The sequence below is a fragment of the Achromobacter sp. ACM04 genome (assembly GCF_014851465.1).
GTDB lineage: Bacteria > Pseudomonadota > Gammaproteobacteria > Burkholderiales > Burkholderiaceae_B > Achromobacter > Achromobacter aegrifaciens.
The window spans coordinates 962,613-975,217 of record NZ_JACUZS010000001.1; the positions used below are offsets into that span (position 1 = coordinate 962,613).

Genomic DNA, 12,605 nt, shown 5'->3' on the forward strand with positions numbered 1-12,605 from the left:
GGCGGAACTCCGGGAGCAGGGGGGATGGGTAGGGTCAGTAGGATTGGGCGCGCATCGAAGCGGGCCGTCCGGGCAGGGCGATGCGGGTGCCGGTGTCGCTCAGGTCGTGGTCGCCCACGGCCAGAACCTGCATTTCGGCATCGAGGAAATTGCCGACATAGAGGTAGCGGCTGTCGGGGCTGAAGGCCAGACCCTCGGGCAGCGCGCCGACTTCGATGGCGCCGGCGCGGGTCACGGACTGTCCGTCGATGCGCAGCAATACGATCTGTCCGCGCGGGTGGTGGAACCAGACGCTGGACGGGTTGTTGGAACCTTGCACGATGGCGACCGCGGCATGGCGGCCGTCGGGACTGATGGCGATGCCTTCGGGGCCGTCCTCGACCATGACGCGGTCGATCACGCGCGGCGGATCGGCGCGCAGGTCCACCACGCTGACCGAATCCGCGTGGCCGTCCGACGCGGTCGGGCTGCCCATGTCCACCACCAGCGCCAGCGCGCCGTCGGGCGACACCACCAGGTTGAACGGCACCAGGCCGGTGGTCAGATCCTCGGCCGGATCGTGGGTCACGATGGGGGCCGCGCCGCTCTCGTCGATGCGCAGCACGCCCAGGCGATGGGTGTCGGTCTTGACCACGAAGGCGCGGCGGCCGTCCGCGGAAAATGAAACGGCCACCACAGGGGTGCCTACGTCCACTTCGCCGCAGACCTCGGCGCGCTTGCCCGCGATGCGCAGCACCGACACCGAGCGGCCGGCCTTGTTGGCCACCAGCGCCAGCGTGCCGGCGCGGTTGATGGACAGGCCGGAGGGCTGCAACCCGACCTCCAGCCGCTGCACAATGGCGGGCGGGCTGGCTTGCAGGTCGATCACGTACAGGCCGCGGCCCGGCTCGGGCTGCCAGCCGGCGCCGTCGGCGCGCGCGGGCCAATCCATCGAATCCGCGATCAGGCCCAGGCGCTGGTCGGGCGTGACGGCCAGGTTGACTGGCGGGCCGAACAGGGAGTTGGGCAGGGACAAGGTGGCGACCAATTCCGGCGCGGCGGGATTCGCGCCGGCGTCGTAGACGCACAGGCTGTCATTGCCCGGGGCCAGGAAACGGATCCGGCCGTCGTCCCAGGTGACTTTCTGGTCGTTGCCGACCAGCAGCAGGTGGCGGGTGGCGGGTGTGGTCATGCCGCGAGCTCCTGCGCCTGCGGTACCGCCAGGGTGGCGCCGATGAGCTGCCGCGTGTACGGGTGGACCGGCTCGAAGTAAACCTGGCTGGCAGGACCGCGTTCGACCACGCGGCCGCCTTGCAGCACCACGATCTCGTCGGCAATGTGCTGCACCACGGCCAGGTTGTGGCTGATGAACAGATAGCCCAGGCCGCGTTCGCGCTGCAGTTCCATCAAAAGGTTCAGGATCTGCGCCTGCACAGATACGTCCAGCGCCGAAGTGGGTTCGTCGCAGATCAGCAACTGCGGCTCCAGCATCAGGGCGCGCGCGATGGCCACGCGCTGGCGCTGGCCGCCGGACAGCTCGCGCGGATAGCGCGCGGCGAAGGCCGGCACCAGGCCCACGGCGTCCATCATGCGGCGCACCGACGCGGCCTGGGAGGCCGCATTGCCGATGCCATGCGTGCGCAGCGGCGCGGTCAGGATCTCGCTGATGGTGCGGCGCGGGTTGAGCGAGGAATAAGGATCCTGAAACACCATCTGGATGCGGCGGGCGCGGGCGCGGGCCGGCATCGCGGCCAGCGGCTTGCCGTCCAGCAGCGCCTGGCCCTGGGTCGGCGCCAACAGGCCCAGCATCAGCTTGGCGATGGTGGACTTGCCGCTGCCGGATTCGCCCACCAGGCCGATGGTCTGGCCGGCGGGCACGTGCAAGTCGATGTCATGCAGGATGCGCGGCGCGGGCCGGCGCGAGAACAGGCCGGCGCGGCCATACTGGAAGCACAGCGCGTTCAGGCTGATGCTGGCGGAAGTGGCGGTCGGGCTGCTCATGCCGTGGCTCCTAGGCGCAAGGCGCCGGGTTTGATGCACAGGCAGCGGTGTCCGCCCTGCACGCGCGCGGGGAAGGGCTGGGCACAGCGGGCTTCGGCCGCCGGGCAGCGCTCGCGGAAGGCGCAGCCGCGGATGGCGGTGTCCAGCGAGGGGACGGCGCCGGCGATGGTGGGCAGGTCGGCGCGCGGCGCGGTGCGTCCGGGCTGGGGGATGCAGTTCAGCAGCATCGCGGTATAGGGATGGCTGGGTTGCTCCAGCACTTCGCGCACGCTGCCGCCTTCGACGATGTCGCCCGCGTACATGACGATGACATGGTCGGCGATGCGCGCCACCAGGCCCATGTCATGGGAGATGAACACCATGCCCAGACCGAACTCGGCCTGGATGTCGCGCAGCAGGTCCAGCAGCTCGGCCTGCACGGTGACGTCCAGCGCGGTGGTGGGCTCGTCGGCGATCAGCAGCTCGGGACCGCACATGAGCGCCATTGCGATCATGACGCGCTGGCGCAGTCCGCCCGAAAGTTCAAAGGGATACTGCCGCATGCGGTCGCGGGGATTGGCGATGCCGACGCGGCGCAGCAGGTACTCCGCGCGTTCTTCAGCCGCGCGCCGGCTGACACGCTTGTGCCGGCGCAGCACGTCGACCAGCTGGGTGCCGATGGGGAACACCGGGTTCAGCGAGGTCATCGGATCCTGGAAGATCATGGCGATGCGCGCGCCGCGCAGCTGCGCCAGTTCGGCGGGCGTGAGCGCCGCCAAGTCCTGGCCGGCGAACTCCAGCTTCGCCACGCGGCGGCGCGCGGCCGCCGGCAGCAGGTCCAGCAGCGCCAGCGCGGTCAACGATTTGCCGCAACCCGATTCGCCCACGATGCACAGTGTCTTGCCGCGCTCCAGACTGAAGTCCACCGCGCGCACCACGTGCTTGACGTGGGTGGGCGTCTGGATGTCGATGTGCAGATCCTGGACCCGCAGCAGGGGATGGCTGGTATCGGTCATGGGGTCAGCCCTTCTTCATTTGCACGGCGCGCAGCGATTCGCCCGCGCGGTTCACGCACAGCACCAGCACGAACAGCACCACGCTGGGGATCACCACCAGCGAGGGCTGGAACAGCATGTTCTCCTTGCCTTCGGCGATCATCAGGCCCAGCGACGGCATCGGCGCCGGCACGCCCAGGCCCAGGAACGACAGCGACGCTTCCAGCGTGATCGCCATGGCGGCGTCCACGGTGCCGATGATGAGCAGGTTGCCCACCAGGTTGGGCAGGATGTCGCGCCAGATGATCTGCAGATGGGTGCAGCCCTGCAGGCGCGAGGCCGTGACGAACTCGGCGTTGCGCAGGCCGGCCGCCATGGTGCGGGCCACCAGCGCATAGCGTTCCCACAGCAACAGGCCCAGCACCAGCATCACCACGGTGAGCGAGGCGCCCACCACCGACACCACCGCCAGCGCCACCAGGATGATGGGCAGCGCCAGGCGCGCGGTGATCAGGAAGGACACGGCGCGATCCACCGCGCCGCCGAAGTAGCCGGCGGCCACGCCCAGCGTGGTGCCGATCAGCCCGCCCATCAGCGCGACCGACAGGCCGATCAGCGCCGACACGCGCACGCCGTACAGCGCGCGCGCCAGCACGTCGCGGCCCAGCTGGTCGGTGCCGAGGATGTGGTTCCAGCTGCCGTCTTCGCCCCAGACGGGCTCTTGCAGCCGCGCCAGCAGGTCCTGCGTGTACGGGTCGTGCGGGACGAGGTAGGGGCCCAGCAGTCCGGCCAGCACCAGCAGCGCCAGCACGGCCAGGCCCAGGTTGCGGCCCAGGCGGGCCGCGCGTGCGCCGCGCGAGCGGACGGGAAAGGAGGAGGCGATGACGCTGCTCATGAGGAAACTCGCACGCGGGGGTCGAGCCAACCGTTGATCAGGTCGGCGACCAGGGTCAGGACGATGTAGATCAGGGCGAAGATCAGGATCAGCGCCTGCATCGTGGGAAAGTCGCCGCGCAGGATCGAGGTCCAGGCCAGGAGGCCCGCGCCGTTGATGGCGAACACGGTCTCGATGACGACGGAACCGGCCAGCAGCGTGCCCATCTGGGCCGCGGCCAGCGACACCAGCGGCCGCAAGGCGTTGCGCAGCGCGTACTTGAGCACCACGCTCGGGCCGCCCAGGCCCATGGCCCGCGCAGTCCGGATGTAGTCGGTGGCCAGCACGGTTTCCATTTCGGATTTCATCAGCCGCAGCATTGCCGGCATGGCGAACAGCCCCAGCGCGGTCACCGGCATCACGTAGTGCTTCCAGCTGTCAAAGCCCGAGGCCGGCAGCCATTGGTTGCGCACGCTGAAAAGGATGATGAGCAGGAAGGCCAGGCAGAACGGTGGCATGGCCTGGGCGCAGGCCGACAGCAGCATGGTGGCGCGGTCGATCAGCGAGCCGCGGCGCAGTCCGGCGACCACGCCCAGCGGTATCGCCAGCAGCAGCGCGAACAGCATGGCGGCCAGGCCCAGCTTGGCGGTGGCGGGGAAATGCTGGGTCAGCAGTTCGGCCACCGGGCGGCTGAAGTACAGGCTGTCGCCGAAGTCGCCGCGGGCGACGCCGGCCAGCCAGCGGCCGTACTGCACCAGGATGGGGTCGTTGAAGCCGTGCAGCTGCGCCAGGCGGGCCGCGTCGGCGGCGCTGCCTTCACCGGCCAGGCGCGCCGCCGGGTTGCCGGAAGCGAACACCAGCGAGAAGCTGATCAGCGAGACGAACACCACCAGCAGCGCGGACACAATCAGGCGGCGGAACAGGAATGCAATCATGGGGCTACCTATGACGGAATGCGCCGGAGAGGCCGCCGCTCCCGCCCGGCCGGGCGTGGGAACGGGGCCGCGCCGGCGGCGCCGGTCAGTTCCAGCGGGCCTTGTAGAAACGCGGGAACTCGTCGCCGTCGACCGAGAAGTTCAGGTCCTTGGACTGCACGGCGTTGAGCGAGTGGTTCCACAGCGGCACCCAGTAGGCCTGTTCGGCCACGATCTTCTGGGCGGCGGCGTAGTTCTTGGCGCGCAGCTCGCGGTCCACGGAGGTGTCGGCGGTTTCCAGGTACTTGATGACTTCCGGGTTGCGCGCCTGGTCGTCCGGACCGCCGCGGAAGAAGTTGCTGGTCGACAGCGCCGCGTCGGCGATGCCGTAGGAGCCCCAGTTGGACGACAGCATGGCGATCTTGCCTTCGCGCCAGTTGGTCATGGCGGTGCCGTACTGCTGTTCGACCAGGTTCAGCTTGATGCCGGCCTGCGCCATCTGCGCGGCGGCGGCGTCCAGGATGGCGCGCGGCGGGGCAGATATCACCAGGTCCAGCGTCACGCCGTTGGGGTAGCCGGCCTGGGCCAGCAGCTGCTTGGCGCGGGCGGGGTCGAACTTGTAGGACTGCACGTCGGCGGCGCAGCCGAACTGCGCCGGGTTGCAGGCCGCGTTGATCACCTTGGAGGCGCCGCCTACCAGGGCCTTGCGGATGGCTTCGCGGTCGATGGCGTAGTTGATGGCCTGGCGCACTTCCTGCTTGGCCAGCGGCGACTTGCCGTCGTCAGCGCGCGGGTTCAGCGAGATGTAGCTGATGCGCATGATGCTGCTGCTCTTGACTGTGACGGCCGGCTGCTTTTCCATGCGCTTGGCCACGTCCGGCGGCACGCGCCAGATCCAGTCCAGGCCGCCGGACAACATCTCGGCGTATTGGGTATTGGCGTCCGGCAGCACGCGCACCACCAGCTTCTGCACGGCGGGCTTGGGGCCGAAGTAGTCCTCGAAGCGCTCGTACACGTAGCGGCTGCCGGGCTGGCTTTCCACCAGGCGGTAGGGGCCGGTGCCGATGGGCTTGGCGCCCATGTCGGACTGGTTGGCCTCGTAGTACTTGCGCGGATAGATCGGCAGGTTTTCCGACAGCATTTCCAGCGCCAGCGGGTACGGCGTCTTCATCTTGATGCGGACGGTATCGTCGGAAGCCTTTTCGGCCTTGGCGATCCAGGCCACCTGGTTCTGGAAGCGCGCCTTGTAGCCTTCGGATGACACCAGGTTCAGGGTGTACAGCACGTCGTCGATGGTGAGCAACGAGCCGTCATGGAACTTCACGTCCTTGCGGATGGGCAGTTCGATCGTGGTGTCGTCCACGAACTTGTAGCCGGTGGCGATGGCCGGACCGAATTCGCCCGTGTCCTGGTTCTTCTGCAGCAGTCCCGAGAACACCATGCGCGCCAGCGCCAGGCCGGGACGGTCCGATTCCTTGTAGGCGTCCAGCGTGGCGGGCGCCGCGTCGAACGCGATGTTGAGGGAGTTGTCAGCCTTGTTGGCCTGGGCGGCATGGGCGCCAAGCGCCAATAGCGCCGCGCTCAAAAGCTTCACGGTACGGGTCAGCTGCATGTTTTCACCTTGATGTGTTTTAGGTATGGGACTTACGGGTACTGCGGAACTGCTGTTTGCGTATCGGCGGGCAAGCCGCTCCCCTTGCCGCAGGCGGCGCGTTCTGCGCCGGCGGTGCTTGTTCTGTCGGTAAGGGGAGGGGCCTGGCGTTCAGGCCGGGGTTCAGGCGTTCATCAAATCATCGGATCCCAGCGCTGCCGAAGTCTTCCCGCAGGCGGGCCAGGATGCCGACCAGGTGGTCGTGCATGGCGTGGCGCGCGCGGATGGGATCGCGGTCGGAAATGGCCGCGAGGATGCGTTCGTGTTCCTGCTGGGCTTCGCTCCACACCTTGGTGGTCACGAAGTGCTCTTCAAGACGGTTGAATACGGGACTCAGCGTGCTGAGGTGCCAGATATGGGAAATTGCCGCCGCCAGGGCGGCGTTGCCGCAGGCCGCGCCGATCGCGCTGTGGAAGGCGCGGTCGTGCACGCTGGGCGATTCGGTCAGGGACATGCCTTCGTGCGCGGCGCGGATCGCCGCGATCTGGGCGGGCGATGCCTTTTGCGCCGCCAGGGCCGCGCACTCGGGTTCCAGCAGCAAACGGGTTTCCAGCAGGTCGAAGGGGCCGATGTCGGTGGCTTCGACGCCGTTGGCGGCAACCGGCGCCTGCTGTGGCGACAGGTACTGGCCGTCTTCGCGCGCCGGGTTCACGAACACGCCCGTGCCTACGCGCACTTCTACATAGCCTTCGATTTCCAGCGCGATCAGCGCCTCGCGCACCGAGGCGCGGCTGACCTGCAACTGTTCAGCCAGTTCGCGCTCTGCCGGCAGCCGCCCGCCTGCGGGGAAGTCGCCCGCCTTGATGCGCGCGGCGATCTGGTCGGCAATCATGCGGTAGAGGCGGGTGGAGGCGACGGCCTGGAGAGAGGTCATTGTTGCGTTTGGATGAATGGTCGGGATGTAGAGGGTAATGGGTCAGCCCGGGCTTTGTCTTGCGTGCCCCCCGGGCGATCACCGAGGGTGCCTGGATATCTGGTGGCCCAGTGGTCAGGCCACTGGACGAAATGTACCGGAGGCGCCCCGGCTTGTGAACCGGGCTTTTCCATTTCTAGGGAAAACCACTAGCGCGGCTTTTGCGCCACGGCAGCGGACTTGCGGCCGGCGTCCGCGGCGGGACGCCGGCGGCGCGCGGGGTCAGCCCGAAGCCAGTCCGCCGAAGAAGCGCGAGGCGTTCGATTCCAGGCCTTCGATGTAATAGCCGCCCTCTTGCACGATCAGGGTGGGCAGCGCCAGGCCGCCGACTTCCCGGCCCAGGTGTTCGAAGCCGTTTTCGCTGACGGCGACCATGGCCTGCGGGTCCTTCTCGAAGATGTCGAAGCCCAGCGACAGCACCAGGGCGTCGGGTTGGAACAGTTCGATGGCGCGCCGCGCCTCTCCCAGCTTGTCGAAGAACACCGATTCCGGCGAGCCATGGGGCATGGGCAGGTTGATGTTGTAGCCGTATCCCGGGCCGGCGCCGCGCTCGTCCTCGTAGCCCGCGACGACGGGATAGAAGTTCTCGGGATCGCCGTGGATGGACACGTACAGGACGTCGTTGCGTTCGTAGAAGATCTCCTGGATCCCCTGGCCGTGGTGCATGTCGGTGTCCAGGATCGCCACGCGCGGAAAGCGCGAGGTCAGGCGCTGCGCGGCGATCGCGGCGTTGTTCAGGTAGCAGAAGCCGCCGGCCGCGTCGCGCCGCGCGTGATGTCCGGGCGGACGGCAGATGGCGTAGGCGTGGCGCTCGCCCGCCAACAGCGCATCGGCGCCGGCGATGGCGCATTGCGCCGACCAGTAGGCAGAGTGCCAGGTGTGCTGGCCGACCGGGCAGCTGCCGTCGGCCAGGTAACGCGCGGCCTGGGCCAGCACGCCGCGCAAGGGGTTGGGTTGGCGCACGAAGACGTTGGAGACGACCTCGTCGCCCCAATCGTCGGGCAATTGCTTCCAGGCGGAGTGCGCCCCTTGCAGGAAACGCAGGTAGTCCAGCGTGTGGACCGCCGAGATCGCGCCCGCGCCCTGGTCGGGCGGCGCCTGCACGTCAAAGCCCAGCTTGCGCGCGGCCTCGGCCAACGCGTCCAGGCGCGATGGCACTTCCTGGGGCGTGCGCATCTTGCCGCGCGAGAAATAGGTCTGCGGATGGTGCAGTTTCTGGTCGTCGTGGAAGTATGCCTTCATGCGGGGTGACACCTGGTTGCGGGTTGACGCGACGCCGGCCGGGTCTGTTGTCCCGGGCAGGCGGCCAAGACGACGTTATACGTGGCCGCGCTGCGAAGGACAATTGGCAACACCCAGGATTCAGCGCAAGGCGGCGCGCGCGGCGGTCTCCAGACTTACCAGGCGTTCATGGAGCTTGCCGCGGTCCTGGGCTGCCGCATACTGCCCCATCTGCATGCAGAGGTCGGCCACGGCGGTCTTTCCTATCATGGCGAACGCGCCGCGGATCGAATGGCATTGTTCGCGCACGCCTTGAAAGTCCGCTCGCGCCAGCGCGTCGCGGATGGCCGCCAGCGAGAAGCCCAGGCTGGAGTCCAGCGCCGCCAGGACGGCGGGATCCGGCGGCAACGCCGTCGGTTCGGCAAGCCCCGCGGGCTCTTCATTCAGCCGCGCCCGCGGAATGTGCTCGCTTATGATGCGCCGTAGCGTACGCAGCGACATGGGCTTGAGCAGCACCGCGTCGAAGTCCGCCTGACTGTTGTGCAGTTCGTCCGGCTCCACGTGCGCCGTGACCGCGACGACCGGCAGCCTGGGGCCGCGTTCGCGCAGGAACTGCGCCAGCGCATAACCGTTGATCTCGGGCATGGAGATGTCCGTCAGCACCATGTCGTAGCGGCGCATCTTCACGCAGCGCATCGCCGCCGCCGCTCCTTCCGCCGCGTCTGCCGCGACGCCCAGGGCGGCCAGCTGGTCCAGGATCAGTTCGCGGTTGGCCGGATGGTCGTCGACCACCAGCACGCGGATGTCCTGAGGCAGGGCGTCGGGCGCAGGCGTTGCGGGGTCGTCCGCGGACGGCGCAGCGTTCAGCGTTTGCGCGCAGGGATGCAAGGGCAGCGTCACCGTGAATGTGGCGCCCCCGTCGGCGGGGCAGGCGACGGCGATCGTGCCGTCCATCATTTCCACGAGCTTCTTGCTGATCGGCAGGCCCAGTCCGGAGCCGCCGTAGCGGCGGTTTATCGAGCTGTCGGTCTGCGCGTACAGCGTGAACACGCGATCCGCCTGTTCGGGCGTCATCCCGATGCCTGTGTCGCGCACGCGCATGAGCATGGAATCCGCCAGCGCAGGGTCGCGCGCAGGCTCGACCGTGATTTCCACTGCGCCCGCGTCGGTGAACTTGAGGGCATTGCCGACCAGATTGACCAGAACCTGACGTATCCGCGTCGGGTCGCCGGCATAGATCTGGGCCACCTCGCTGCCGACAGTGGCGGACAGTTGCACTCCCTTGGCGAGCGCGGCGGGCTTGAACATCGCGACGACCTGGGCGACAAGCTGCGGCAGGTCGAACGGTATGCGCTCGACCGTCATCTGCCCCGACTCCATACGCGACACGTCCAGAATGTCGTTGATGAGATCGACCAGTGCGCGCGAAGCGTTGCGGACGGTGCGCAGACGCCCGCCCTGGCCGGCGGCGGCCGGATCCCGGTCCAGCAGTTCCAGGTGGCCCAGGACCAGGCTCAGGGGAGTCCGGATCTCGTGGCTCATGCTGGCCAGGAAGACGGACTTTGCCCGCGCGGCATCGATCGCGGCGATGCGCGCGTCCTCGCGCTTCTTTTCGATGTCCTTGCGGGCCGTGGCGTCCGAGAAGCTGCACAGCAGCACGTCATCGCCGTGATAGCGGGTCTTGACGATGTTGACCAGCAGTTCGCATTCGCGGCCATCGTCCAGCGTCAGGGTAAGTTCGCGGTCGCGCTGCAGCCAGGCCTCGCGGTCGCCGCGGGCGTGGCAGTCACGCAGCAAGGCATGCAGCGACACGCCTGGCGCGGCGCGGGCAGCGTAACGCTGCATCATCGCGTTTTGCAGCAGCGCCTCGCCGCTTGCGCAGGACACCAGTCCCACGCCGAACTGCGCCGATGCGATGATGGAGCGGTTCATGTGCTCGCTTTCAAACACATGCTGCGAACGGCGGTACACGGGGGCCAGGGCCTTGCGGCTGAACCACAGCAAGAGCGCCCAGAGCGTCCCGAGCAGCAGCACGGTTACGGTCAGGTATAGCGTGAGGCTGGGCAGAAGCGCGGCGGCGACGGTGCGCCAGGAATAGGCATACACCAGGGTCCAACCGGTATCGAGCAACCGCGCGCCGACGCTGAACACGCCGTCCTGATAGCGCGTCAGGGGTTCTTGCGTCGCCTGCTTCCACGGATGCGACGCCAGCGCGATCCGGCTGGGCGTATCCAGGCCTGCGGCGGATTGCGCGCGGTCGAACTCGAGCAGGATGCCGCCATTGCCGTCGACCAGCGCCACGGCGGTGCCCGCGGGGATGTCATCCAGGCGGGCTGCCAGGGCGCTGACGGGGTAGTCGCTGACGAAGATCATGAACGGCTGGGGCCCGTCGAACGCGGGTTCGACCAGCTTGATCACGTTTTGGCCCGTCAGCGGATTGATTGCGGGCGGCTGCCAGAGGATGCGCCGGCTGGTCTCCCATTGTTTGGCCACGGCGGGATCGGACAGCATGCCGAGGTCATAGGACAGTTGGCCGATGAGACCGGCGGTGTCCGCCGCGCCCAGGTGCTCGAGCAACTGCGCATAAGGCGTGGAGGGCGCGGGCATCAGGGCCAGGAAACTCAGGTCCGGACTGTAGCCGTAAGCCGTCAGCGGCAGCTTTCTTTCGCGCTCGCTGGCCGTCGCGGTGAACGCCTGCAGTTCCGTCATGCCCAGGTAGCGGGCGTAGCTGGCCGGGGGCGCGGCGGCCGTGACGCTGCCGGCCGCCAGAATGGATGGCAGGCCCGCGCCGACCTGCAGCCGCGCGTGGCCGCCGCCAGCGCGGAAAGCCGCCTCGGTTTCGGGCGTGGGCGCGGGGCGCGCCTGCCAGAGCAGCTCCGCATGGATGACGCCGCGCCGCATGGCCGTCTGCTTGCCTTCGAGGTCCAGCGCCACCTGGGACTGGTGCGCGACGAGTTCCGTGTGCAGCCTGGAGATGGCGGCATGCGCGGAGTGATAAAGCACCAGGCACGCCGCGACCACGATCAGGACGGACAGCACGATGCCGCCTCCGAACAGCATCACGGAGTGATAGCGGGCGAGGAGGCTGAGTTCCCTGGCATGTCGCGCACCAGCGCTGAGCAGGTTTTGAGGATCGCCAAGGCTGGCCGTGGCGGTGGTATTCGGCATATCGGTGTATCGGTTGGGACTGCGCGCGCGGATGTGTGGCGCGCGCGATGCAGAAGCGAAGAATCCCATGAAATTCCCGCTTGCTATCCATTTTCAGGGCTATATTTGCATTTGTTTTCCAGTATTCGGATTCGTCCTATATCAATGGCTTACGAACTAGGACACGGCTGATGAATTCGCCCCTGGACAGGACTGCGGGCAGGGCGCGGACGGCTACGCCGGCTCAGGCTCGGAGCGCGCAACGCAACTCCATCGCACCGCAGCGAACCGCCTGTTCCGCTCAAGCCCGCACCGCCTGTTTGCCCGGCGTCAAGGCCGGCTTCGAGGTGGCCTGCAGGCCACGCTTCGCGCTTCCAGACTTGCCGCCGCGCAAGAGACTGTTGTGCCACGTCCGGGGCGGCGGCTCCGCGCTCTCAATTCCGAGACCTGGCAGTCGTTATCCGGTCATGAATGAAGAATATGCGGCGCCCTTGCCGCATTTGTTGAGGAGTTGACATGAGGCATCCTGCGAGGATTTCTGTTCGTATGGTCATGGCAAGCGTGTTGGCGGCGGGCGTGATGCCCTGGGCGGCGCATGCCGCCGGAGGGACGGTCTCGTTCACCGGCGGCATTTCCGCAGCTTCATATACGCGCACGCTGGCGCCGACGGCGGCAGGCGCCGCCATGCAGTTCCAGGGCGCGCGCGTCGAGCGCAGCAGCGCGACCGTCAGCCTCGTCAATCTGGACGCATCGTCATATGCCCTGGCTTGCGCAGGCATGGGCAAGCAGCAGGCCGCGACCTGCCATCTGCCCGCGGGCGGCGGCGCGCTGGCCTTGACCGCAAGCCGGACGCATCCGCCGGCCGGGCCCGCCAAGGCGGTCGTCATGCTGGCCTACGACTAGCCGGTGGCTGGCGGAGCCCGCCGTGGTC

General features: G+C 68.0%; 10 protein-coding genes. 1 reads left to right on the forward strand and 9 read right to left on the reverse strand.

What is annotated here, in order from left to right; genetic code table 11:
- Nucleotides 1–34: 34 nt before the first annotated feature.
- From IB259_RS04575 to IB259_RS04615, 9 genes are all read right to left on the reverse strand, one after another.
- Nucleotides 35–1,171, reverse strand: coding sequence for a YncE family protein (locus IB259_RS04575; protein WP_192327780.1), 1,137 nt, complete (start codon nucleotides 1,169–1,171; stop codon nucleotides 35–37).
- Nucleotides 1,168–1,980: an ATP-binding cassette domain-containing protein gene (locus tag IB259_RS04580; protein WP_054454483.1), complete on the reverse strand. Its 813-nt coding sequence runs from the start codon at nucleotides 1,978–1,980 to the stop codon at nucleotides 1,168–1,170. The genes IB259_RS04575 and IB259_RS04580 overlap by 4 nt, the downstream gene beginning before the upstream one ends.
- Nucleotides 1,977–2,975 carry an ABC transporter ATP-binding protein gene (locus IB259_RS04585; RefSeq protein ID WP_175180920.1) on the reverse strand — a complete coding sequence of 333 codons (999 nt, stop codon included), beginning with the start codon at nucleotides 2,973–2,975 and terminating at the stop codon, nucleotides 1,977–1,979. Before IB259_RS04585 ends, IB259_RS04580 begins: the two co-directional genes overlap by 4 nt.
- A gap of 4 nt (nucleotides 2,976–2,979) precedes the next feature.
- A complete protein-coding gene (locus IB259_RS04590; RefSeq protein WP_192327783.1) occupies nucleotides 2,980–3,849 on the reverse strand; it encodes an ABC transporter permease in 870 nt (289 codons plus the stop codon).
- Nucleotides 3,846–4,763 (reverse strand): ABC transporter permease, encoded by a 918-nt coding sequence (locus IB259_RS04595; RefSeq protein WP_175162792.1) that lies wholly within the window; start codon nucleotides 4,761–4,763, stop codon nucleotides 3,846–3,848. The genes IB259_RS04590 and IB259_RS04595 overlap by 4 nt, the downstream gene beginning before the upstream one ends.
- Before the next feature lie 85 nt (nucleotides 4,764–4,848).
- A complete protein-coding gene (locus tag IB259_RS04600) occupies nucleotides 4,849–6,354 on the reverse strand; it encodes an ABC transporter substrate-binding protein (protein WP_054454475.1) in 1,506 nt (501 codons plus the stop codon).
- A gap of 178 nt (nucleotides 6,355–6,532) precedes the next feature.
- Nucleotides 6,533–7,267, reverse strand: coding sequence for a FadR/GntR family transcriptional regulator (locus tag IB259_RS04605; RefSeq protein WP_054454472.1), 735 nt, complete (start codon nucleotides 7,265–7,267; stop codon nucleotides 6,533–6,535).
- Nucleotides 7,268–7,528: 261 nt separating this feature from the next.
- Nucleotides 7,529–8,548, reverse strand: a complete 1,020-nt coding sequence (locus IB259_RS04610) for a histone deacetylase family protein (RefSeq protein ID WP_192327785.1) — start codon at nucleotides 8,546–8,548, stop codon at nucleotides 7,529–7,531.
- Nucleotides 8,549–8,668: 120 nt separating this feature from the next.
- Nucleotides 8,669–11,695: a sensor histidine kinase gene (locus IB259_RS04615; protein ID WP_192327788.1), complete on the reverse strand. Its 3,027-nt coding sequence runs from the start codon at nucleotides 11,693–11,695 to the stop codon at nucleotides 8,669–8,671.
- 525 nt (nucleotides 11,696–12,220) lie between these two features.
- On the opposite strand from IB259_RS04615, the gene IB259_RS04620 reads away from it, so the two are divergent.
- A complete protein-coding gene (locus tag IB259_RS04620) occupies nucleotides 12,221–12,577 on the forward strand; it encodes a hypothetical protein (protein ID WP_192327791.1) in 357 nt (118 codons plus the stop codon).
- The last annotated feature ends 28 nt before the right edge of the window (nucleotides 12,578–12,605 follow it).